The organism is Streptosporangium sp. NPDC002524, from assembly GCF_040295985.1.
GTDB lineage: Bacteria > Actinomycetota > Actinomycetes > Streptosporangiales > Streptosporangiaceae > Streptosporangium.
The window spans coordinates 121,610-146,242 of the sequence record NZ_JBEOWK010000023.1; the positions used below are offsets into that span (position 1 = coordinate 121,610).

General features: G+C 72.9%; 10 protein-coding genes. 7 read left to right on the forward strand and 3 right to left on the reverse strand.

The window, feature by feature from the left end; translation table 11 throughout:
• Nucleotides 1-937: 937 nt before the first annotated feature.
• A complete protein-coding gene (locus tag ABT053_RS32640) occupies nt 938-1,876 on the forward strand; it encodes a hypothetical protein (RefSeq protein ID WP_350974298.1) in 939 nt (312 codons plus the stop codon).
• 205 nt (nt 1,877-2,081) lie between these two features.
• On the opposite strand, the gene ABT053_RS32645 is transcribed toward ABT053_RS32640, so the two are convergent.
• Both ABT053_RS32645 and entS read right to left on the reverse strand, forming a co-directional pair.
• Nucleotides 2,082-2,540, reverse strand: coding sequence for a hypothetical protein (locus ABT053_RS32645; RefSeq protein ID WP_350974300.1), 459 nt, complete (start codon nt 2,538-2,540; stop codon nt 2,082-2,084).
• 205 nt (nt 2,541-2,745) lie between these two features.
• Nucleotides 2,746-3,987, reverse strand: a complete 1,242-nt coding sequence (gene entS, locus ABT053_RS32650; RefSeq protein ID WP_350974302.1) for an enterobactin transporter EntS — start codon at nt 3,985-3,987, stop codon at nt 2,746-2,748.
• 78 nt (nt 3,988-4,065) lie between these two features.
• On the opposite strand from entS, the gene panD reads away from it, so the two are divergent.
• Together panD and ABT053_RS32660 are read left to right on the forward strand one after the other, a co-directional pair.
• Nucleotides 4,066-4,473 carry an aspartate 1-decarboxylase gene (gene panD, locus ABT053_RS32655; RefSeq protein WP_350974304.1) on the forward strand — a complete coding sequence of 136 codons (408 nt, stop codon included), beginning with the start codon at nt 4,066-4,068 and terminating at the stop codon, nt 4,471-4,473.
• Between the two features lie 3 nt (nt 4,474-4,476).
• Nucleotides 4,477-6,138 (forward strand): (2,3-dihydroxybenzoyl)adenylate synthase, encoded by a 1,662-nt coding sequence (locus ABT053_RS32660; RefSeq protein WP_350974305.1) that lies wholly within the window; start codon nt 4,477-4,479, stop codon nt 6,136-6,138.
• A gap of 380 nt (nt 6,139-6,518) precedes the next feature.
• On the opposite strand, the gene ABT053_RS32665 is transcribed toward ABT053_RS32660, so the two are convergent.
• Complete coding sequence (locus ABT053_RS32665; RefSeq protein WP_350974307.1) at nt 6,519-8,060, reverse strand: salicylate synthase; 1,542 nt, start codon at nt 8,058-8,060, stop codon at nt 6,519-6,521.
• Between the two features lie 167 nt (nt 8,061-8,227).
• Between ABT053_RS32665 and ABT053_RS32670 the strand changes: the two genes are divergently transcribed.
• The 4 genes from ABT053_RS32670 (at nt 8,228) to ABT053_RS32685 (ending at nt 24,602) form a co-directional block, all read left to right on the forward strand.
• Nucleotides 8,228-20,722, forward strand: coding sequence for a non-ribosomal peptide synthetase (locus ABT053_RS32670; RefSeq protein ID WP_350974309.1), 12,495 nt, complete (start codon nt 8,228-8,230; stop codon nt 20,720-20,722).
• A gap of 92 nt (nt 20,723-20,814) precedes the next feature.
• Nucleotides 20,815-21,849, forward strand: coding sequence for an iron-siderophore ABC transporter substrate-binding protein (locus tag ABT053_RS32675; protein ID WP_350974311.1), 1,035 nt, complete (start codon nt 20,815-20,817; stop codon nt 21,847-21,849).
• Nucleotides 21,850-21,944: 95 nt separating this feature from the next.
• A complete protein-coding gene (locus tag ABT053_RS32680) occupies nt 21,945-23,219 on the forward strand; it encodes a lysine N(6)-hydroxylase/L-ornithine N(5)-oxygenase family protein (RefSeq protein ID WP_350974313.1) in 1,275 nt (424 codons plus the stop codon).
• Between the two features lie 504 nt (nt 23,220-23,723).
• Nucleotides 23,724-24,602, forward strand: coding sequence for a helix-turn-helix domain-containing protein (locus tag ABT053_RS32685; protein WP_350974315.1), 879 nt, complete (start codon nt 23,724-23,726; stop codon nt 24,600-24,602).
• Nucleotides 24,603-24,633: the final 31 nt, after the last annotated feature.

Consider the following 24,633-nt stretch of genomic DNA (forward strand, 5'->3'; position numbering starts at 1 on the left):
ACGGGGGACGGGGCGACGGGCAGGGCGAAGACCAGAACTCGGGGCAGGGCCAGGGGCAGAACGGAGGCGGCGGGAACGGCGGGGACGGCGGGCAGAACGGAGGCGGGGGAGGCGGGAACCAGGGGGGAAAGGGGAAATACTACGAGGTGGGAGGGCCGACCCTGGACGGCTCGTACCCCGCGATATTCGGGGACTTCGAGCTGTCGCCGTCCGCCCAGTGCCTGGCCGTGAGCAACAGCCAGCATCCTCGGCCCGTGCGTATCACCGGCGTGGCGATCAGTCAGCGCCCCTCCTCGCCGAAGGCCTTCTTTCTCGGCCCGCCCGCGAACGGCTCGTCCTGCGGGAGCGCGGCCACGGCGGATGGAGGGCGCAGTTTGGGGCCGTGCGCGGGCGCGGAACTCCCGCCCTCCACGGAAGAGGGGGCATATTGTGAACTCTGGGTGCAATTGCGACAGGTTCCACCTTCGGACTACTACGGCACCGTCACCATGACCGTGGAGTCGGATTGCGTGGCCATCGAAGGAGGCGGCCCATTCTGCGAACTGCTCGACGAGTCCGCGAATCCCTCTGCCGAACATCCGGCCGCCATCAGGAAACCGTATGTCGCCGGGCTGCGGGTATGCCTCGCCGAGCCGCGTCCCGTCAGGATCACCCCGAGAGAACCCAGTGTGACCTGCGACGAGCTTCGCGGTGAAAGCGAGGAGGAGTTCTCGGAATCTCCCTCCCCGACAGCCACCCCCGAGCCCCGGGACTCGGAGACCCCGACCGAGCCGGCGGTCTCCGAGACTCCGGGCCCGGAGACTCCGACCTCTGAGACCCAGATCTCGGAAGCCCCGACCTCGGAAACTCCGACTTCGGAAACTTCGGAACCGGATGACCCGGCCTCGGAGGACCCGGCCGAGCCGCCCTCCTCGGAGGCCCCGCAATCAGGCGAGTCGTGAATCGCAAACGGCGAGGCACCGTCAGCGGTGATTTCCGGTACGTCCGGCGGAGGCCCCCCGGAGAGGCCCCCGCGAGCGAGACCCCGCCGGCCGGGCCGACGTCCTGGGAACGCTTCAACCAGATCGCCCAGATCGCGGCGCCCACCACGCTCGTCACCGCGCTCATGATCTACTACGGTTACGTGGCGACCCGGGGACGGTTCTGGTACTTCGGCATCGACCTGGAAACCATGGACCTCACCGTGCAGGAGCTGATCCTCTACGGCACCGAGACCATCTGGCTTCCCCTGGCCACCGTGCTCCTGCTCATTCTGATCTTCGTCGGCATCCACCTGCTGCACCTGCGGCTGGCCGAGTCGGGGAGACGTCCGCGGCTGTTGCGGGCCGCCGGAGCCGTCATGCTGACGGGCGGGGTGGCGCTGATCGTCCGCGCGGCGGTCGGGGTGATCGTGCCCCAGGTGGCGAGAGACGAGTCCGCCGGAATCACCCCCCTCTCCCTCAGCATGGGTGCCCTGCTGATGACCTACGGCGGATACGTCCTGGTCAAAGGCTGGAACCGGCCGCGGTGGGTGAACATTCTGGTGATCTTCGCCACTTCAGGGCTCATCATGGCGGGTGCGGTCTGGGCCACCAACAGTTTCGCCTGGGCCTTCGGCGTGGGCAGGGCGGTGGGCATCGCGAGGGGGCTGGAAGAGTATCCCGAAGCGGTCATCGACACCGCCGAACGGCTGGAGATCCTGACGGGCCCCGTGAAGATGCAGCGGCTTCCCGGCCCGAAGGGGCAGAAATTCAAATATCGCTACCGTGGCATGCGACTGCTGACCGAAGCCGGCGGCAGGCTCTTCCTCGTCCCCGGGCGCTGGACCAAATACTCCGGAACCCTCGTGCTTCCCTACAACGCGGATATCAGGGTCCAGTTCCTGCCACTGCCGTGAAACGCTCGGCGGCGCCCTTTCCATCGCCCATCGCCCATCGCCCACCGTGCACCGCCCGCCGCCGGGGGCGCGGTCTCGTTGGCGCGGACCGGGCCGCGCACCTCGGGGCCGGGAGCCTTCTCCGGCGAGCGGAGAGGCTCGCGGCCCGCCGCGGCCCTTCGCGGGACGCGAAGAGCCGGATGCGAGGAGCCGGTGGGCGGGGGAGTCAGCGTGTGGGGGCGAGTCTCAGCACCGCCTTGGTGCGGGAGAGTGACACCACTTGTACGCCGATACCGTTGACCGACCCCCTGGAGCGAAGGCCGAGCACCGCCTGCGAGGTCACGCCGGGCCCGGTGGCCCGTACCCGCACGATGGTGCGGTTGAAGGAGATGGACAGCCGGGTGACGCCGAACCGGGGGCTGACCTTGAACCGCACCGTCTTGGAGAGGGTGAGCTTGCACCTCCCGTCGTAGCAGGCGCGGAGGTTCGGTTTGGCCGCGTTCGCCGCCGTGTTCGCCGCCGTGTTCCCCGCCGTGTTCCCCGCCGTATTCGCCGCGGGGGCGGCGGCCGAGACCGGTGCGAGGGGTGCCGTCCGTGTCTCCGCCGGTGTCAGGCCGGAGTGCGCCGGTGCGGTGCCGCCGGTCAGGGCGGCGAGCAACAGGAGGGCAACGGTCGTCTGAGCCATGTGCTTCCTCTCGTCGTTCCTCCGGACTCCTCCCGGGCGGGCGATGGCTCGCCGGCCGGGCGTCGCCGGTGGTCGTACGTCGACATGGATATGACGGTTTTGCTGTCACTCCTCACCATCCGGCAGAGGCGGCCGTTTTTCCAGCCGTTTCCTCATACCGTCTCCGCCGGTTTCGCCGGGGCGGGCGAAACCGGGAGCCCCGGGATCAGACCTCCTGCGGGTCGGCCTCCAGGGTCGCGCCGCGCAGGCCGGTGAGGGTGAGGGCGAGTGCCAGGGCGAGGGCGGCGCTGGCCGCGCCGTAGACGACGATCGCGGTGCCGGGCGCCAGGTAGCGGCCGAGCGCGCCCGCGCCGAGCGCGCCGACGGCCTCGCCGCCGGTCTCCTGGGCGGCCCACAGCGCGTTCACCCGGCCGAGGTAGCCGTCGGGGGTGTGCGCCTGGATGAGGCCGTAGCGGAGGATCTCCTCGATGGACGCGACGAGGCCGTACCCGAAGAGGATCGCGACGGCGAGAGCGGGGTGGGTCGCGAGCCCGAGGCAGGCGAGGAGCGCGAAGCCGCAGACCGACGCGACGAGCAGTGCCCTGCCCGGCGCGCGCGAGCGCCCTGCCCAGCCGCTGGTGACCGAGCCGAGCACCGCGCCGCAGGCGGGCGCGGCGTAGAGCAGGCCGATCGTGGCCGGGCCGCCGCCCAGCTGCAGGGTCGCGAACGCGGGCATGAGCACCGGGATGCCGCCCGCCACCATGTACAGCAGGCCGAGCAGCATGAGCGAGCCGACCACGCGGTGCGAGGCCACGAACCGCAGCCCCGAGGCGATCGCCCGCAGCGGGTTCTCGGTGACCTCGGAGGCCGGTTCCAGGGCGGGCAGCCTCGTCAGCAGGCCGAGGGTGGCGAGCGTTCCTACGGCGGCAGCCGCGTAGTTCCAGCCGACGCCGAACGCCGACACGGTCAGGCCGCCGAGCGCGGGGGAGAGCATCGAGCCGAGCCGTACGGTCAGCGCGTTGATCGCGCCCGCCGCGACCAGCTTGTCCGGGGGGACGAGGGCGGGGGTCGCGGCCAGCAGCGCGGTGACGCTGACGCCGGTCGCCAGCCCGTCCCAGGCGGCGAGCACGTAGATCGCGGCCAGCGAGGGGGAGGGCAGGAAGGCGTTCAGCGTCAGCAGCGCGAAGCCGAGCCCGGCCGCGGTGCGCGCGACCAGCATCAACCGGCGCCGGTCGTGCCGGTCGGCCAGCACGCCGCCCCACAGGAACCCCGCGAGCAGCGCGAACCCCTCGGCCGAGGAGACCGCGCCGACGTGCACGGTCGACCCGGTCATCGCGTAGACCTGCACGGGCACCGCGACCATCAGCATGCCGATGCCGAAGACCGACACGGTGCGCGCCACGAACACGTCACGGAAGGCCCTGCTGGTCCGGAGCGGGCTGATGTCCATGGCCAGGCGGCGCAGCATCTTCGGGGTTCTCCTCGACAGGCAGAGTGGATAAGGTGAGGCTTACCTTAGTTGACCTTAGGGAAAGAGGACAGACCAGTGCAGCGGGTCCTTATGAACGGAAAAATCCACCGTGCCACCGTGACCCAAGCGGACTTGCACTACGTGGGTTCCCTGACGATCGACGCCGAGCTGATGGCCGCCGCCAACATCGTCGAGGGTGAGCAGGTTCACGTCGTCGACATCGACAACGGCGCCCGCCTGGTCACCTACGCGATCACCGGTGAGGCGGGCAGCGGGGTCATCGGCGTCAACGGCGCGGCGGCCCACCTGGTCCACCCCGGACATCTGGTCATCATCATCTCGTACGGGAACTTCGACGACGCGGAGGCGCGGGCGCACCTGCCCAGCGTCGTCCACGTGGACGGCGCCAACCGCGTCGTCGCGCTCGGCACCGACCCGGCCGAGCCGGTCGCGGGCGCGGTGGCCCAGATCGCGGGGCGGTGACCCGTGGAGGGATTCACGCCCTGGCCGGAGGAGTTCGCGGCGCGCTACCTGGCCGAGGGCTACTGGAGCGACCGGTTGCTCGGCGACGTGCTGCGCGGGGGCGACCCCGGGCGGACCGCGCTCGTGGCCGGGGACGAGCGGCTGACCTACGCCGAGCTGGACCGCCGCGCCGAGCGCGCCGCGGCCGGTTTCGCGCGGCTGGGCATCCGGCGCGGTGACCGCGTCGTGGTGCAGCTGCCCAACACCACCTCCTTCGTCGTCGTCTTCCTCGCCCTGGTCAGGATCGGCGCCGCCCCGGTGCTCGCCCTGCCCGCGCACCGCAGCAGCGAGATCGGCTACCTGTGCGAGCTGAGCGAGGCCAGGGCGTACGTCATCCCGGACGTGTACGGCGGGTTCGACTACCGCGACCTGGCCCGCTCGCTGGCCGTGGAGCACGTCGTGGTGGACGGGGACGCCCAGGAGTTCACCCCCCTGGCGGACCTGGACCTGGACCTCGACCAGGACCTCGGCTCCGGTTCCGGCGCCGGTCTCGGTGTCGATCGGGGTTCCGGCTCCGATGCCGTTCTCGATTCCGGTGCCGGTGCTGGTCCCGTGGTGTACGAGCGGCCGGATCCGGCCGATGTCGGGGTGTTCCTGCTCTCTGGCGGCACCACCGGGCTGCCGAAGCTGATCCCGCGCACCCACCGCGACTACGTCTACAACCTGGAGGCCAGCGCCGAGGTCTGCGGCTTCGACCGCGAGACGGTCTACCTCGTGGTGCTCCCGGTCGCGCACAACTTCGCGCTCGCCTGTCCGGGGGTGCTGGGGGTGTTCGCCAAGGGCGGCACCGTCGTCCTGGCGCCCTCCGGGTCGCCCGACGAGGCGTTCCCCCTCATCGAACGGGAGCGCGCGACGGTGTGCGCGGTGGTGCCGCCCATCGCGCTGCTCTGGCTGGAGGCGGCGTCCTGGTCGAAGGAGGACCTGTCGTCGCTCCGGCTGCTGCAGGTGGGCGGGGCCAAGTTCGCCGCCGAGCGGGCCGCGCAGGTTCCCGGCGTGCTGGGCTGCGCGGTGCAGCAGGTGCTGGGCATGGCCGAGGGGCTGCTCAACTACACCCGGCTGGACGACCCCCGCGAGCTGGTCGACACCACGCAGGGCAGGCCGCTGTCCCCGGCCGACGAGATCCTCGTGGTCGACTCCGACGGCGCCGAGGTCGCCCCCGGCGAGGTCGGCGAGCTGCTCACCCGTGGCCCGTACACCCTGCGCGGTTACTACCGCGCGCCGGAGCACAACGCGCGGTCCTTCACCCCCGACGGCTTCTACCGGACCGGGGACCTGGTACGGATGCTCCCCACCGGCCACCTCGTCGTGGAAGGCCGTGACAAGGACCAGATCAACCGGGGCGGTGACAAGATCTCCGCCGAGGAGCTGGAGAACCACCTGCTGGCCCACCCGGCGGTGCACGACGCCGCCGTGGTCGGCACCCCCGACCCGGTGATGGGGGAGCGGACCTGCGCCTTCCTCATCGTCCGGGACCAGGCGCCGACCCTCAGGGAGATCAAGCAGTTCCTCAAGGAGCGCGGCGTGGCGGGCTACAAGTGGCCCGACCGCGTCGAGCTGGTCGAGACCTTCCCCCGCACCCCGGTCGGCAAGATCAGCAAGAAGGAGCTCGCCGCGAGCCTGCGCTGAGCGCCTTCACGCGGGCTTCACGCGGGCTTCGCGCGGGCTTTAGGCGGGAGGCTCACATACGAGAGGCCCGTGGGGACGGCGGCGAGATGCCGTACGTCCCCACGGGCCTCTCGTGCGTGGTGGCGGTTGCCGTGCGTCCTCGTGTGTGAAGGGCTCGCGGGACGGTGGCGAGACACCGGCGCCCTCACGCGCGGGGAAGGCGCGTGAGGGCGGACGGCCGGATGTGGGATGGGTGGGGGGTGGGTGCGAGGACGAACGCCGGGGCGGCGTTTCCCCAGGGTCTCAGGGTCTCAAGGCTTCGAGGCTTCAAGGCTTCAAGGGTCTCAGGGACTTACTGCTTCAGGGACTCAAGGCTTCAAGGACTCAGGGGATTCACTGCTTCAGGCGCGCGGGACCACGTACGGGGCGATGCTGGAGAGCTTCTCGCAGGTCTCCTCGTACTCCCGCTCGGGCGTCGAACCGGACACGATGCCGGCCCCGGCCCGCAGCCAGGCCCGGCCGTTCTCGCTGTAGACGGCGCGCAGCACCAGGGCGGCGTCCATCGCCCCGTCCTGGGAGACGGTGAGGACGGCTCCGGCGTACAGGCCCCTGGGCTCCTCCAGACGGGCGATCGCGTCGATCGCCCCCGCCTTGGGGATGCCGGAGGCGGTCACGCCGGGGAACAGCGCGTCGAGCGCGTCCCAGCCGGTGCGGCCGGGGGACAGCTCGCCGCTCACGCTCGATCCCAGGTGCTGCACGCTGCCGCGCTCCTTCACCGTCATGAAGCCGGTGACCCGGACCGTGCCGGGCGCGCACACCCGGTACAGCTCGTCCTGGGAGGCGCGTACGGACACCGCGTGCTCGAAGATCTCCTTGGGGTCGTTCTCCAGCTCGCGACGCGTCTCCGAGTCCACCTCCTCGCCCCGGCCGAAGGCCCGGGTGCCGGCGAGCGGCTGGGTCATCACCGTGCCGTGCCCGTCGACGCTCACCAGCACCTCGGGGCTGAACCCGGCGGCCTGGAAGCCGTCCAGGTCGAGGAGGAAGGAGCGGGCCGGGGTGTTGGCGGCACGGCCGCACGCGTACGTCGCGACGACGTCGACGGGGAACGGGATCGGCAGCCGCCGGGAGACGATGACCTTCTCGTAGAGCCCGGCGTCGATCTCGGAGATCGCCTGGGCGACCCGCGACCGGTAGAGGTCGCCGCCGGGGCGCACGTCGACCGGTGACGGCGCCGGTGCGGGTTTCCCGGGCGCGCCCAGGCCGGACAGCAGTTCGGCGACCCGCCCGGCCTCGGCGGCGTCCACGCTCGTCACCACCGCGCGTCCGGCCTCGACGCGTACCTCGGTGCGCGGCACGACCAGGTGGGCGAGCCTGCCCGCCGGGGTGAGCGCGGCGAACTCGAACGCGATCCAGCCGTAGGCGTTCCAGACCGGCCAGGGGGCGGCCCGCAACGCCGCCTCCAGAGCCTCGGCCGGACGGCCGGACCACGGCTCGTCCACCGAGGTCACCGAGTCGAGCGCGTTCGCCGGTTTGAGCGCCTTCACCGAGTCGAGCGCGTTCGCCGGTTTGAGAGAGTTCGCCGAATCGAGCGCGTTCGCCGGTTTGAGGGAGTTCGCCGAGTCGAGCGTGTTCGCCGAGGTGAACGGGCCGAGCGGGCCGAGCGCGTTCGCCGCGTCGAGCGATCCGAGTGATCCGAGCGAGGCGAGCGACTCCAGCGAGTCCAGCGAGCCCGCCGAGGTCGCGGCGGACAGGGCGGCCCCGTCCAGCCAGCGGCTGCGCACGACTCCGGGTTCAAGGACCACCTCGCCCACCACTCCGCCCGCGAAGGTCCACAGGCCCGGTCGCTCGTACACGGTGTAGTCGTCGAACAGCCCGGACCCGGCCAGGAGGGTGACCAGACGCAACGGGTCGGCTGCGCTCTCGACCGCTATCTCCGTGCGCATCTCATCCGTGCGGACACCAAAGGACAACGAACCCACCCCTCTGCGAAACCGGACAATACCGATCAATTTAGGTAAGGCTAACCTTGTGTCGATTTAAGAGGCAAGGCTAACCTAAGTCTTGATGCGGGACAGAGTGCCCGACCCCGGCCCCGAAGGAAGAGTTGAGCGTGCGGGAACAGCAGCAGGACGTTGCACGGCGGCGCGAACTGATGCGGCGGATGATGGCCGAGGCGGGGCTCGGCCTCGACAGGGACCGCATCACTCCACGTCGCTCGGGTGGCCCGGCCCCGCTGTCCTACGCGCAGCAGAGCATGTGGCTGCACCACCGGACGTTCCCCTCCAGCCCCGCCTACAACGTGTGCCTGCTGGTACGCATGTCGGGCGCCCTCGACCCCGGGGCGCTCCGCGAGGCGCTGCGCGCCCTCCTGCGCAGGCACGCGGTGCTGCGCACCGTCTACGGCGAGAACGACGAGGGGACGCCGTTCCAGCACGTCGTCGCCGACGACTCCCTCGACCTGCCGGTGCGCGACTGCGCCGAGGCCGACGCGGAGGCGTACGCCACGCGGTTCGCGGCGCTCCCCTTCGACCTGCGCGCCGAGCGGCCGATCCGGCTGGAGCTGCTCCGGCTCGGCGACGACGCGTACGCCCTGGTCCTCGTCGTGCACCACATCGCCTGGGACGGCATGACCTGGGGATCGCTGTCGCGCGACCTGTCGGCCCTGTACCGCGCAGCCGTCTCCGGCGAGCCGGACGGCCTGCCCACGCTGACCGTCCACTACCCCGACTTCGCCGCCTGGGAGCAGAACCGCCCCCTCCCGGAGGAGGAGATGGACTACTGGCGGGGGCGCCTCGACCCGCCGCCCGCGCCCCTCGACCTGCCCGCCGACCGCCCGCGCGGCGCGACCGCCTCCGAGCGCGGCGGGCGCAGGGCCCGCCGCTTCGACGACGCCGTCACCGCAGGGATGCGGGAGCTCGCCGCGAAGGAGAACCTCACCCCGTACATGGTGATGCTCGCCGCGCACGCGGTGCTGCTGCACCGCTACACCGGCGCGACCGACATCGCGATCGGCTCCGCCGTGATGAACCGCGAGCACACCGAGATCGAGCGGCTGGCCGGGAACTTCGGCAACACCCTCGTGCTGCGCACCGACCTGTCCGGCACGCCCACCTTCCGCGAGGTCCTGAGCCGGGTCCGCGACACCTGCACCGAGGGGTTCGCGAACCGGACGCTGCCCTACGACAAGATCGTGCAGGAGCTGCGGCCCGCCCGCAGGCGCGGCGGCTCGCCGTTCTTCGACACCATGCTGCTCTTCCTCGCCCAGGAGATCGGTGAGCTGGACCTGCCCGGCGTCACCACGAGCTGGACGCACATCCACAACGGCACCACCCACTTCGACCTCTCGCTGGAGGCCTTCGTCCGGCCCCAGGGGATGACCGTCGAGGCCACCTTCCGGCGCGAGCTGTTCGACGACGAGCGCGCCGACGCCCTCCTCGCCCACCTGGAGACGCTGCTCGGCGCCGCGGTGCGCCGCCCGGACCTGCGGATCGCCGACCTGGAACTGCTCGGCGCGGCCGAGTCGGCCCTGCTCGCGGGGTGGAACGACACCGCGCGTCCCGTCCCGGACACGACGGTGACCTCCCTGTTCGAGGAGCAGGCCGCCCGCACCCCCGGCGCGGTCGCCGTCGACGGTGTCACCGGCACGCTCACCTATGCCGAGCTGGACCTGCGGGCCTCGGCCCTCGCCCGGACGCTGCGCGGGCGCGGCGCGGGACCCGGCCGGGTCGTCGCGCTCGCCCTGCCCCGCACCCCCGACCTGGTGGTCGCGCTGCTCGCCGTGCTGAAGTCGGGCGCCGCCTACCTGCCGCTGGACCTGGACCACCCGGCCGACCGGCTCGCCTACATGATCGGGGACGCTGCCCCGCTCTGCGTGATCGCCACCCCGGAGACCGCCGCCCTCCTTCCCCCGGGCACCGAGACGCTGACCCCGGGCACCGAGACGCTGACCCCGGAAACCGGGACACCGGCCCCGGGCACCGGGACGCTGACCCCGGACGGCACGTCTCCCGGCACGGGCGGGTCGTACCCGGTCCGGGGCGGCGACCTGGCGTACGTCATCTACACCTCCGGCTCGACCGGCCGCCCCAAGGGCGTGGCCGTTCCGCACTCCGCGCTCACCGCCTTCCTCGACACCATGGGGGAGCGCCTCGCCCTGGGCGCCGAGGACCGGCTCGTCGCGGTGACCACGATCGCGTTCGACATCGCCGCGCTGGAGCTGTATGTGCCGCTGATCAGCGGCGCGACCGTCGTGCTCGCCGGGCGCGAGACCGTGCGCGAACCGGCGGCGCTGGGCGCGCTGCTCGCCGGGGCGACCGTCGTCCAGGGCACCCCGTCGCTGCTGGGCTCGCTGGACCCGGCCGCGCTGCGCGGGCTGCGGGTGCTCGTCGGCGGCGAGGCCCTCCCGGCCGCGCTCGCCGAGACCCTGCACGCGGTCGCGGCGTCGGCCGTCAACGTGTACGGGCCGACCGAGGCGACGATCTGGGCGACCTCCGCCGAGCTGCCGTCGTCCGGGATCGGCACGCCGTTCCCCAACACCCGCGCGTACGTCCTGGACGCCGCGCTGCGCCCCGCCCCGGTCGGCGTCCCCGGCGAGCTCTACCTCGCGGGGACGCAGCTGGCGCGCGGCTACGCGGGCAGGCCGGGCCTCACCGCCGAACGCTTCGTCGCCGACCCCTTCGGCCCTCCCGGCGAGCGCATGTACCGCACCGGCGACCTGGCCCGCCGGGGTCGCGACGGGACGCTGGAGTACCTGGGGCGCACCGACGACCAGGTGAAGATCCGCGGCTTCCGCATCGAGCCCGCCGAGGTGCAGGCCGTGCTCGCCGCCCACCCCGGCGTCGCCCAGGTCGCCGTCGTGGTCCGCGAGGACACGCCGGGCGAGAAGCGGCTGGTCGCGTACGTCGTGCCGGACGGCGACCTCGACGAGGCGGACCTGCGGGCGACGGCGGCCGGATCGCTGCCCGAGTACATGCTTCCCGCCGCGACGGTCCTGCTCGACGCGCTGCCGCGTACCGTCAACGGCAAGCTCGACCGGGCCGCGCTGCCCGCGCCCGAGGTCCAGGTGTCGAGCCGGGGGCCGCGCGACGAGCGCGAGGCGGCGCTGTGCGAGGTCTTCGCCGAGACCCTCGGCCTGGACACGGTCGGCGTCGACGACGACTTCTTCGCGCTGGGCGGCCACTCCCTGCTCGCCACCCGCCTCGCCGGGCGGGTGCGCGCCGCGCTCGACGCCGAGCTCACCATCGCCGACGTCTTCGAGGCGCCCACGGTCGCCACGCTGGCGCCCAGGCTGGTACGGGGCACCCGGCCGAGGGTCCGCGACGTGACCCGGCCCGGGACCGTGCCCGCCTCGCCCGCCCAGCGCGGCTTCTGGTTCGAGGAACGCCTGCGCGGCCCCTCGGCCGCCGACGCGCTCCCGCTCGGCCTGCGGCTGTACGGGCCGGTCGACGTCGACGCGCTGCGCGCCGCGTTCGGCGACGTCGTCGCCCGGCACGAGTCGCTGCGAACCCTGCTGGAGGAGGGCCCCGACGGGCTGCCGGTCCAGCGCGTCCTCGACACCGGCGAGGCCGCCTTCGACGTGGTGGACGCGCGCGGCTGGCCGGAGGAACGGCTGCGCGCGGCCGAGACGAGGGCCGCCTCGCACGTCTTCGACCTCGGGGCCGACCTGCCCATCCGGGCGACCCTGCTGCGGGTGGCCGCCGAGGAGTCCGTGCTCGTCGTGCTCCAGCACCACGCCGCCGCCGACGAATGGTCGTTCACCCCGCTGCTCGCCGACCTGTCGCGCGCCTACACCGCCCGCACCACGGGCACCGCGCCGGACTGGGCGCCGCTGCCCGTGCAGTACGCCGACTACGCCGTCTGGCGGAGCGAGTCCCCGGCCCCGGCCGGGCAGCTCGACTTCTGGGAGCGGACGCTGCGCGGGCTGCCCGAGGAGAGCGCGCCGCCGGCCGACCGGCCCCGTCCCGCCGAGGCGAGCCACCGGGGCGGGCTGGCGCCGTTCCGGCTGCCGCTGGCCGGGGCGCGACGGCTCGCCCTGGAGACCGGCACCAGCGTCTTCATGGTCCTGCACGCCGCCGTCGCCGCGCTCCTGCACCGGGCCGGCGCGGGCGACGACGTGGCGCTCGGCTCGCCCATCGCGGGCCGCCCCGACGAGGACCTCGCGGACCTGGTCGGCGTGTTCGTCAACCTCGTCGTGCTGCGCACCGACCTGACCGGCGACCCCACCTTCGCCGAGCTGCTGGAACGGGTCCGCCGCACCGACCTGGCCGCGTTCTCCAACGCGGACGTGCCGTTCGAGCAGGTCGTGGAGCGGCTCGCCCCCGAGCGCTCGCTCGCCCGCAGCCCGCTGTTCCAGGTGATGATCGTCCACCAGCGGCTGGAGGACGTGCGGCTGCGGCTGCCCGGCGTGCGCGCCGAGCCGTTCCTGCCGGAGACCGGCGGCGTCAAGTTCGACCTGGACATCTACTTCGCCGAGGGCGAGGAGCTGATCGAGGGGTTCGTCGCCTACGCCACGGACCTCTTCGACGCCGAGACCGTCACCGGCATGCTCGCCGACCTCGCCGAGCTGCTCGACCGGGCCACCGAGGACCCGGCGCGGCGCCTGTCGTCGCTCGGCACCCCGCTCGGGGGGCTCGCGCGGCCCGACACCGCCCGCGCGTTCGACCCGCTCACGGTCGCCCAGCGGATCGAGGCGCAGGTGGCGCGCACCCCGCACGCCACGGCCGTCGTCGCCGGTGGCGTCTCCGTCGGTGTTCCCGGCATCGTCTCCGGCGCCGGTGACGGCTCCGGCACTGTTTCCGGCGGCGGCTCCGTTTCCAGCGACGGCTCCGGCACTGTTTCCCGCACTGTTTCCGGCACTGTTTCCGGCACTGTTTTCGGCAACGGAGGCGGTGACGGTGACGGCGATGGCACGATCACCCTCAGCTACGCCGAGCTGGACGAGCGCGCCGAGGCCCTCGCCGACCGGCTCGCCGCGGCCGGAGCGGGTCCCGAGGAGATCGTCGCGATCGCGCTGCCCCGCTCGGCCGAACTCGTCGTGGCCCTGCTCGCCGTGCTCAAGACTGGTGCGGCCTACCTGCCGATCGACACGACCTACCCGCGCTCCAGGATCGACCTGATGCTCGGCACCGCCAGGCCGCTGCTGGTCCTCGGTGTGGACGAGCCGCCGCGCGACGCCCCGCGCCGCGCCGAGGTCGAGGTCCGCCCCGACCACCCCGCTTACGTGATCTTCACCTCTGGGTCCACCGGGACTCCCAAGGCCGTCGTCGGCACCCAGCGGGCGCTGGCCAACCGGCTCGCCTGGGGCGCGGACCTCGCCCCCACCGGCGTACGGGTCGCCAAGAGCTCACCCGCCTTCATCGACGGCAGCACCGAGCTGCTCGGCGGCCTCGTCGCCGGTGACACCGTCGTCGTCGCGGACGACGACACCGCCACCGACGCGCTCGCCCTGGCCGAGCTGATCCGCCGCCACGACGTGAACCTGGTGACGGTCGTGCCGAGCCTGCTGGCCGCGCTCATGGAGACCGAGGAGGCGGGAGAGGCCGCGCGAACCGGGGAGGCGGGACAAGCCACGCGGACCGGGGAAACGGGGAAAACCGCGCGGACGGAGAAAGCGGGACAAGCAGGGGAACGCGGGAAGCTGGGTTCGGTCACCACGTGGGTGAGCAGCGGCGAGGCCCTGCCCGCCGCCCTCGCCGCGCGGGTCCCCGCCCGGCTGGTCAACCTGTACGGCTGCTCCGAGGCGGCCGGGGACAGCCTGATCGCCGAGGGAGCCGGAGGACTGGTCCCGATCGCCAACACCGTGGCGTACGTCCTGGACGCCGGGCTCCGCGAGGTCCCGGTCGGCGAGCTCTACCTCGCCGGGGACGGCCTGGCGCGCGGGTATCTCGGCGACCCGGCCCGCACCGCCGAACGGTTCGTGGCGAGCCCCTTCGGCCCGCCGGGATCGCGGCTCTACCGCACCGGCGACCGGGTGCGCCGCCGCCGCGACGGCGGTTTGGAGTTCCTGGGCCGGGCCGACGACCAGGTGAAGATCCGCGGCTTCCGCATCGAGCCCGGAGAGGTCGAGGCGGTGCTCGCCGCGCAGCCGGGCGTGCGCCAGGCGGCCGTGGCGGCCCGCTCGGGACCGCGCCTCGTCGGCTACGTCGTGGGCGAACCCGGCCTCGACCCGGGCCTCGACCTCGACGCGCTCCGGGCCCGGCTCGGTGAGATCCTGCCCGACTATCTCGTCCCCTCCGTGCTCGTCGGCCTCGACCGGCTGCCGCGTACCCCCAACGGCAAGCTCGACCGGCGCGCGCTGCCCGAGCCCGCCGTCCGCGAGGGCCGGGCGCCGCGCACCGACGCCGAGCGCGCCATCGCCGGGCTCGTCGCCGAGACCCTCGGGCGGGACGGCGTCAACGCCGACGACGACTTCTTCCGCGTCGGCGGCGACAGCATCAGCGCGGCCCTGCTCGTGGGACGCGCCCGCCGCGCGGGTTTCCCCTTCGCCGTCCGCGACGTCTTCCGGCTGCGTACCGTCGAGGCCCTCGCCAAGGTCGCGGTCATCCCCGGTGAGGTCCTGTCAAGCGGGGGCGAGGGCGGGCCGGTGGGGGAGCGGGCCGAGCTGCCGCTGTCGCCGCTGCAGGAAGGCCTGCTCTTCCACCTGATGCTCGCCGGCGAGGACCGCGACATCTACGTCCAGCAGGCCGTGGTGACCCTGGCCGGGCCCGTCGACCCCGACCGGCTGGCCGGGGCCGCGCGCGAGGTGCTGCTGAAGTTCCCCAACCTGCGGGCCGGGTTCCGCACCGACGGCGGCCGTACCGCGCAGTTCGTCCCCGAGCACTTCGAGGTCGACTGGACCTACGCCGAGACCGGCGGCCCGGAGGCGCTGGAGGCGTTCGTCGAGGCCCAGCGCGCCCGGCCGTTCGTCCCCGACGAGCCGCCGCTGATCCGCTTCGCGCTGGCCAGGGCAGGCGAGGACGACTTCCGGCTGGTGCTCACCTCCGAGCTGATCCTGCTGGACGGCTGGTCGGGCGGCCTGCTCGTCACCTCGCTGCTGGAGTCCTACACCGACGCCGCCACCGAGCGGGCCAGGCCCGTCGTCCCCTTCCACGCCTACCTCGACTGGGTGACCGGCCAGGACCGGCAGGCCACGATCAAGACGTGGGGCCGCAGCCTGGAGGGGCTCGACGAGCCGACCCTGCTCAAGCCCGAGCTGGCCGACCGTCCCGCCGACCTCGCCACCGCAGGGGAGATCCACCGCGCGCTGCCCGAGGACCTCGCCGCCCGGCTCGGCGCCCTCGCCCGCGAGTCCGGGCTCACCCTCGGCACCCTGTACGAGAGCGCCTGGGGCCTGCTCCTGGCCGGTCTCACCGGCCGCGACGACGTGGTCTTCGGCGTCTCGGTGTCCGGCCGCCACCCCGACGTCGACGGCGTCGAGTCCGTCGTCGGCCTGCTGTTCAACACCGTCCCGGTCCGGGTGCGCGCCTCGGCGGCCGACCCGCTGCGCACTGTCCTGGAGCGGGTGCAGACGTTCCAGTCGGAGCTGTTCGACCACTCCTACGTCGCGCTCGCCGACGTGCAGCGGGTGACGGGGCTGGGCACCCTGTTCGACACCCTCTTCGTGTTCCAGAACTTCCCCGGCATGCCCACCGGGCGCGGCTTCGGCCCCGGCGGCGACGTGCGGGTGACCGGCCGCCAGGTCCGCGACGCGACGCACTACCCGGTCACCATGGTCGTCGAGCCCGGCGCGGGCCTGCGCGTCATGTACCGGGGCGACGCCTTCACCGAGGCCGAGGCCGGACGGCTCACCGACCGGTACGTGCGCGTCCTGGAGACCCTCGCCACCGCGCCCGACACCCCCTGCCACCGGCTCGACCTGCTCCTGCCCGACGAGCACGATGGGCTGCGCCGCGACTGGGCCGAGGCCGAGCGGTTCGTCCCCGACCTCACCATCGCCGAGCTGCTCGCCGAGCAGGCCGCTCGCACCCCGGAGGAGCTCGCCCTGGTCTCCCAGCCCGACACGCGGCTCACCTACGCCGAGCTGGACGCGGCGGCCAACCGCCTGGCCCGGCTGCTGAAGGCGCACGGCGCGGGACCGGAACGGGTGGTCGCCCTCGCGCTGCCCCGCTCCGCCGAGATGGTCGTCGCGCTGTTCGCGGTGCTCAAGACGGGCGCCGCCTACCTTCCCCTGGAGCTGGACTACCCGGCCGACCGGCTCGACTTCATGCTGGCCGACGCCGCCCCCGCCTGCCTGGTCTCGCACCGCGACATCGCCGCCGGGCTCGCGAACCCGGGCGCCTCGATCCTGCTCGACGACCCCGCCGTACGGGAGACGCTGGCGGGCCTGCCCGGCGGCGAGCTCACGGCCGAGGAGCTGCCCGGCTTCGGCAGGGACGTGCCGGGACGGCTGGAGCACCCCGCGTACGTGATCTACACCTCCGGGTCCACCGGGCGTCCCAAGGGCGTGGTCACCCCCTACCGGGGCCTGACCAACATGCAGTTCAACCACCGGGCCAACATCTTCGACCCGGTGGTGGCGTCCGCCGGGCGGCGGCTGCGGATCGCGCACACGGTGTCGTTCTCCTTCGACATGTCGTGGGAGGAGCTGCTCTGGCTCATCGAGGGCCACGAGGTGCACGTCTGCGACGAGGAGCTGCGGCGCGACGCCGAGGCGCTCACCGAGTACCTGCGGCGCCACCGGATCGACGTCGTCAACGTGACGCCGACCTACGCGCAGCAGCTGCTGGAGGAGGGGCTGCTCGACGGCGAGCACCGGCCGCCGCTCGTGCTGCTGGGCGGCGAGGCCGTCCCCGCGGCCGTGTGGGACCGGCTCGCGGAGGCCGAGGGGGTGCTGGGCTACAACCTCTACGGCCCGACCGAGTACACCATCAACACGCTGGGCGGCGGCACCGAGGACAGCGCCACGCCCACGGTCGGCAAGCCGATCTGGAACACCCGGGGCTACGTGCTCGACGGCTGGCTGCGGCCGGTCCCGCCCGGTTCGCCGGGAGAGCTCTACATCGCCGGGGCCGGTCTGGCCCGGGGCTACCTCGACCGGCCGGGCCTCACCGCCGAGCGGTTCGTCGCCGACCCGTTCGGCGGCGGCCGGATGTACCGCACCGGCGACCTCGTACGGGTCCGCCAGGACGGCAACATCGACTTCCTGGGCCGTACCGACGAGCAGGTGAAGATCCGCGGTTACCGGGTCGAGCTGGAGGAGGTCGAGACCGCGCTCGCCGCCGAGCCCGGGGTGGGACAGGCCGCCGTCATCGCCGTCGGCACCGAGGTGCCCGGGGTGAAGCGGCTCATCGGCTACGTGGTGCCCGACGGCGCCGCGCGGCCCGACGCCGAGCGCGAGCACCTGGCCGAGTGGCGGCAGATCTACGACGCCGAGTACACCGAGATCGGCACCGCCGTGCACACCGAGGACTTCGCGGGCTGGGACAGCAGCTACGACGGGTCGCCCATCCCGCTGGAGCACATGCGCGAGTGGCGCGAGACCACCGTGGCCCGCGTCGAGGCCCTCGAGCCCCGGCGGGTGCTGGAGATCGGCGTCGGCACCGGCCTGCTGCTGTCACGCCTCGCCCCCGGACGCGAGGAGTACTGGGGCACCGACTTCGCGGCCCCCGTCATCGCCAAGCTGCGGGCCGACCTCGGCCCCGGCTCGCCGGTGCGCCTGAGCTGCCAGGCCGCGCACGACACCACCGGCCTGCCCTCCGGCCACTTCGACACGATCGTCGTCAACTCGGTGGTCCAGTACTTCCCGAGCGCCGGATACCTCGCCGACGTGATCGCCGCCGCGATGGACCTGCTCGCCCCCGGCGGCGCGCTGTTCGTCGGCGACGTGCGCGACCTGCGGTCGGTGCGCCTCCTGCACGCGGCGATCCAGCTCGGCCGGGGCGGGAGCGGCGACGGTGACGACGGCACCGGCACGGCGGCGGTCGACCGGGCCGTGCGGATGGAGAAGGAGCTCCTGCTCGACCCCGCGTTCTTCGCCTCCCTCGGCCTGGCCGCGCGGGTGGAGGTCCGCACCAAGCGGGGCGTCCACCACAACGAGCTCAGCAGGCACCGCTACGACGTGACCCTCTGGAAGTCACCCGCCACCGAGCCCGCCACCGAACTCACCGCCGAGCCCGCCACGGGATCCACCACCGAGTCCGCCACAGGACTCACCGCCGAGCCCGCCACGGGACACCCCACCGAGCCTGCCACCGAGCCCGCCACAGGACTTAGCGCCGAGCTCACCGGGACCACGGTCGTGGACTGGGCCGGGCCGGACGACCTGGCGGCCCGTCTGTCCGCCCGCTCCGGGCCGCTGCGGGTGCGCGCCATCCCCGACCCCAGGCTGTCGGCCGAGCTCGCCGCGCTGCGCGCGCTGGAGGGCGGCGCCTCCCACCGGGAGGCGCGCGAGCTGCTGCGGGCACCGGCGGAGGGCGTCGAGCCCGAGCTGCTGTACGCGCTCGACCCCGGCGTGGTGACCACCCCCTCGGACGAGGTCGGCCACTACGACGCCGTCTTCGGCGGCGGGGACGCCTTCCTCCCGGCGGACCCGGACCGCAGGCCCGCGTCGTACGCGAACAACCCGGCGGCGGCCCGCGACCACGGGGCGCTCGCCGCGCGGGTGCGCGAGGGGCTGAAGAAGCGGCTGCCCGGCTACATGGTGCCGAGCGCGGTCGTCACGCTGGACGCGCTGCCGCTCACCGTCAACGGCAAGCTGGACCGGCGGGCGCTGCCCGCCCCCGACCGGCAGGGCGGCCCGCGCGGGTCGGGGCGCGCCGCCAGGACGGCGGTGGAACACCTGCTGTGCACCCTGTTCGGCGAGGTGCTCGACGTCTCCGGCGTCGGCATCGACGACAACTTCTTCGACCTGGGCGGGCACTCGCTGCTCGCGACCCGGCTGGTCGGCCGGGTGCGCGCGGTGCTGCGCACCGAGCTCGCGATCCGCGACCTGTTCGAGGCGCCGAACGTCGCCGAGCTGGCCACCCGGCTGCACGACAGGGCCGGGGTCACGCTGCGGCCCCCGCTGGCGCCCAGGGAACGGCCCGAGCGCGTCCCGCTGTCGTACGCGCAGCGCAGGCTCTGGCTGATCGACCAGATCCTGCGCGAGGACGACGGCCCCCGCGAGGCGTACCACCTGCCGCTCGCCGTGCACCTGAGCGGCGAGCTGGACGTGGACGCGCTGCGGGCCGCGATCGGCGACGTGACGGCGAGGCACGAGAGCCTGCGTACCGTCTTCGCCGAGCACGAGGGGGCACCTTACCAGCGGATCCTGCCGCCGGAGGAGGCGCGCCCGGTCCTGGAGATCACCACCTGCCCGCCCGGGGAGGTGATCGCGCGGCCGTTCGACCTCGCCACCGAGATCCCGCTGCGGGTCGCGCTCATCCCGGAGGGGGAGAACGAGCACCTGCTGCTCGCCGTGTTCCACCACATCGCGTTCGACGAGTGGTCCTTCGGGCCGTTCGCCAGGGACGTGGCGAACGCCTACGCCGCACGCCTGGACGGAGCGGCGCCCGCGACGGAGGCTCCGGCGGTGCAGTACGCCGACTACACGCTCTGGCAGCGCGAGCTGCTCGGCGACCCCGTCGACCCCGGCAGCCCGCACGCCCGCCAGCTCGCCTACTGGGCCAAGGCGTTGTCGGGCATGCCGGAGGAGATCCCGCTGCCGGTGGACCGGCCCAGGCCCGCCACCGTCGGCCAGCGTGGCGGGACCACGACCTGGGAACTGCCCGCCCCGCTGGTCGGGCGGCTGCGCGGGCTGGCGCGCGGCGCCCAGGCCAGCATGTTCATGGTCTGCCAGAGTGCCGTCGCCGCATTGCTGCACCGCACGGGCGCGGGGGAGGACATCCCGCTGGGCAGCCCCGTCGCGGGCCGTACCGACGAGGCGGCCGGTGACCTGGTCGGCTTCTTCGTCAACACGCTCGTGCTGCGCGCCGACACCTCAGGAGACCCCTCCTTCGCCGAGCTGCTCGCCCGGGTCCGAGACACCGACCTGGCCGGTCTCGCCAACCAGGACCTGCCCTTCGAGGCGCTCGTCGAGGCGCTGCGGCCCTCCCGGGTGCCGGGCAGGAACCCGCTGTTCCAGGTGATGGTCGGCTACGAGAACCAGGCCATGGGCGACGTCCGCTTCCCCGGGCTGCGGCAGCGGGAGGCGCTGTTCAGCCCGCCCGCGGCGAAGTTCGACCTCGACTTCATCTTCCGGGAGCGGGGGGAGGAGCTCCATCTCGTCGTCGACTACTCGGCCGACCTGTTCGACCCGGCCACGATCGACACGATGATCGGGGCGCTCGTCGGCGTGCTGGAGGCCGTCGCGGCCGACCCCGAGGCGCGCCTGAGCGACCTGCCCGTCACGCTCAAGGCCCGTACGGTCACCGGCATCGGGACCGGCGCCGGAACCGGCGCGGCCCGGCGCGACGATGACCGCGAGGCGATGCTCTGCCGGGCGTTCGCCGAGGTCCTGGAGGTGGACGCGGTCGGCCCGCACGACAACTTCTTCGACCTGGGCGGGCACTCGCTGCTCGTCATGCAGCTGGTGCGCCGCATCCGCCGGGAGCCGGGCGGTGCCGGGGTGAAGGTCGCGACGCTCATGACGGCACAAACCGTTGCGGAACTCGTGAACCACCTGGAATGAGGCGCTTCACACGACAGCCAAAGATTGTTAGGTTAGGTGAGCCTAACCTAAAACTGCGAGCCCTCCCGGGCTTTGGAAGGACATCCATACTCATGCGCGACACGATGCGCCGCCTGGCCGCGACCGGAACGCTGCTGCTGGGCCTCGGTCTGGTGGGCGCGTGCGCCGGTGAGAGCGGCGGGGCCGGACAGCCCGCCGCGAGCGCCCCCGCGACCCAGGCCGCCGCCGCCGGATTCCCGGTCACCATCACCCACAAACTGGGCACCGCCACGATCGAATCCGCGCCCCAGCGCATCGTCGCCCTCGGCGAGATCGACCAGGACACCCTGCTCGCCCTGGGCGTGCAGCCCGTCGCCATGGCGGAGCTGACCGGGATCCAGGACGACGGGCTCGCCCCCTGGACCGCCCCCAAGATCTCCGGCACCAAGCCGACGCTGCTCAAGGCCGGGGAGGCCGGCTTCTCGCTGGAGCAGATCGCCGCGCTCAAGCCCGACCTCATCCTCGCGGGCGGCGACTACTACATCGACAAGGAGTACGCCAACCTCTCCCAGCTCGCGCCGACCACCGCCTACGAGACCGGCCCCGCCGAGGACTCCTGGCAGGTGGTGGCCCGCCAGGTCGCCAAGGCGGTCGGCAAGGCGGACGAGGGGGAGAAGCTCGTCGCCGACGTCGAGGCGAAGATCGCCTCGGTCAAGACCGCCTACCCCGAGCTGGACGGCAAGACGTTCGCGCTGACCAGCGTCTTCCCCTCCGGGAACATCGGCGTGATGAAGGCCGACGCCGACATCAGCGTGAAGCTCTTCGGCCAGTTCGGGCTCGCGCTGCCCGAGGAGATCAAGGCGCTTCCCGGCGAGGGCTTCGCGGCCGAGCTGAGCATGGAGAAGGTCAAGGTCCTCGACGTCGACCTGCTGCTCAGCCACTACAACGACGACGCGGCCACCCAGAAGAAGATCGAGGCCAACAAGCTGTTCGCCGGTCTCGACGTGGTCAAGCGTGGCTCCTACGTGCCGCTGGACCTCAAGGCGTTCTGGCCGCTGCGCACGCCCACGCCGCTCGCGGTCCCGTACGTGATCGACCAGGTCGTGCCCCAGGTCGCCAAGGCCGCCAAGGCCGTCGGCGGGGCCTGACCCATCCGTTCCACCCTGTTCCATGCTGTTTCATGCTGCCCCCCGCCGCCGCCCGGCCGCGGGGGGACCATCCCTTCAGTACGTGAGAGGCGAACATGTCGAGCCCGGTCTATGACGTCGTGGGCATCGGTTTCGGCCCTTCCAACCTCGCGCTCGCGGTGGCCCTGGAGGAGGAGTACGGCTCCAGCGTGAACGCGGTCTTCTTCGAGAGGCAACCGAGGTTCGGCTGGCACCGCAACATGCTCATCGAGGGCGCCACGATGCAGGTCCACTTCCTCAAGGACCTGGTCACCCTGCGCAACCCCACCAGCCCCTACTCCTTCCTGTGCTACCTGCAGGAGAAGGGGAGACTGGTCGACTTCATCAACCACAAGACCATGTTCCCCACCAGGCTGGAGTTCCACGACTACCTGGAATGGGTCGCGTCCTCCTTCGCCGACCTGGTGCGCTACGACTCCGAGGTCGTCGCGGTGCGCCCGCACGACGACGACACTCTTGAGGTCGTCGTGCAGCACGGCGACGAGCTGCACACCTGCCTGACCCGCAACCTCGTGATCGCGGTCGGCCTCGACCCCGTGCTCCCCGAAGGCGTGCGGCAGGGCGAGCGGATCTGGCACACCGAGGAACTGCTCGCCCGGCTGGAGACCCTCGGCGAGCGCGAGCCCCGGCGGTTCGTCGTGGTCGGCGCCGGGCAGAGCGCGGCCGAGACCGTCGAGCACCTGCACCGCACCTATCCGGGCGCGGAGGTCTGCGCCGTCTTCACCCGGTACGGCTACTCACCGGCCGACGACAGCCCCTTCGCCAACCGCATCTTCGACCCGGAGGCCGTCGACCACTTCTTCACCGCCCCCGAGGACGTGAAGCGCATGCTGTTCGCGTACTCCCGCAACACCAACTACTCGGTGGTGGACCTCGACCTCATCGACGAGCTCTACCGGCGCTCGTACGCCGAGAAGGTCGCCGGTGTCCAGCGGCTGCGCATGCTCAACGCCTCCCGCCTGCTCGACGTGCACGACGACGGCGACGCAGCCCGGGTCAGGATGTGCTTCCTGCCCACGGGCGAGGTGAGCACGATCGAGGCCGACGCGGTCGTCTGCGCGACCGGCTACCGCGAGCGCAACCCCCTCGACCTGCTCGGCGAGGCGCGCGAGCACTGCCGTACGGGCGAGGCGGGCGAGCTGCTGGTGGAGCGCGACTACCGGATCGCCGTCGATCCCGGGCAGAGCTGGGGCGTCTACCTCCAGGGGGCCACCGAGGACAGCCACGGGATCGCCTCGTCGCTGCTGTCCATGACCGCCGTCCGCACCGGCGAGATCGTGCGCTCCATCGCCCGGCGCTCGGCGTCGGTCCCGCAGGTCGCGGAGATGTGACCGGCGGGCCGTTCGAGGCCCCTGTTCCCGAACGGCCCGCTGCCCCTGGCCGGTCCGTTGTTCTTGACCGGCCCGCTGTTTTCTGTTTTCGACCGGTGCGTCGTTCCCGGACGGCCCGCTCCGGCGGGGTACGCCGGTGAGGGCCGTGATCCGACGCGCGCATGCGAGCGTGCGCGCGTCGCCATGGGACCGCCATGGGATCGCGAGGCATCTGGAACGGCCGGTCACAGCCGGTTCACGCGTCCGCCCTTTCCCGGGCCCGCGGCGACGCCTCCTCGCGTTCTCCCGCGTGCCCGTTCGTGACCGGCCGTTCCAAATGGGCGCGGCGTGAACGACGTTCGCAGCACACCCCGATCCCCTGCAAGGAGAACGGTCCGGGTGGGATGCTGGGACGGCTCATCCCCTCCGAGCTGGGCGCTCGGCCACCGGCTGGGACGGGGGTGGGATACGATCTTCGTCGGTGCGGGCTCCGCGAGCGGTTCATTTCTGAAAAGGGAAGGCGCGATGGCGCAGGCGGAAGAGGTCGAGCGGTTCGCGGCCCGGCTGCGGATGCTCAAGAGCCGCTCCGGCAGCAGTTTCGAGATGCTGGCCAGGCAGACGGGAATCAGCCGCTCCAGCCTGCACCGCTACTGCGCCGGTACAAAACTCCCGGCAGGCTACGGCACGGTCCACACGTTCGCCAAGGCGTGCGGCGCGAGCAGCGAGGAACTCAGGGAGCTCCACCGCCTGTGGGCCCTCGCCGACGCCGCGCGCTCCTCAGCGGCCCCGGACGACGGCGCGGACGACGGCCTGGACGACCCCTCGGCGGCCGAGCCCGCGACCGCCGGCCCGTCACCCGGCGAGCGCGACGCCGACCACGCGGGGGCCGGGCCGGAGACGGTCGCCGGGCCGTCGCCGCGGCCGGTCGCGCCCGCCTCGCCGGAACGCCGCAGATGGCGTCCGCTGCCGGTCGTCGCGGTGACGATCGCGCTGGCCGCGATCGCCGCGGCCGTCTTCGTCGTGCTGGAGACGGGGAGCGGCGCCGAATCGCCGACGATCGTGGAGAGCGAGACCGTCACCGTCTCCTCGACGGCGCCGGTGCGGGTCTTCAACATCGAGGGCGACTGCAAGAGCAGGCCGCAGCGGGTGCCGGCCTGCAGCATGGGGCTGGCCCGCGACCCGCGGCAGAGGTACGACGCCGACAACGTGGTCGGTCATCGCGTGTGGCACGACGACGTCCTGCAGGCCGACTGCGTCCTCTACGGGGGCGACCGCGTCGAGGACGAGACGGGCGTCGGCACGACACGCTGGTTCCGGGTCCGCCTCGCCGACGTCCCCGGCGGCGTCGCCTGGCTTCCGGCTGTACGCACCCACGACAACCCCACGCTGCCCGTCTGCGCCTGACGGCCCGCCCCTTCCACTCCGCACGTGTCCG

Excerpts from the sequence above, each read along its gene's own strand:
- entS (WP_350974302.1), bottom strand. The coding sequence starts at position 3,987 with ATGCTGCGCCGCCTGGCCATGGACATCAGCCCGCTCCGGACCAGCAGG.
- ABT053_RS32680 (WP_350974313.1), top strand. The coding sequence starts at position 21,945 with ATGTCGAGCCCGGTCTATGACGTCGTGGGCATCGGTTTCGGCCCTTCC.
- ABT053_RS32665 (WP_350974307.1), bottom strand. The coding sequence starts at position 8,060 with ATGCGCACGGAGATAGCGGTCGAGAGCGCAGCCGACCCGTTGCGTCTG.
- ABT053_RS32645 (WP_350974300.1), bottom strand. The coding sequence starts at position 2,540 with ATGGCTCAGACGACCGTTGCCCTCCTGTTGCTCGCCGCCCTGACCGGC.
- ABT053_RS32675 (WP_350974311.1), top strand. The coding sequence starts at position 20,815 with ATGCGCGACACGATGCGCCGCCTGGCCGCGACCGGAACGCTGCTGCTG.
- ABT053_RS32685 (WP_350974315.1), top strand. The coding sequence starts at position 23,724 with ATGGCGCAGGCGGAAGAGGTCGAGCGGTTCGCGGCCCGGCTGCGGATG.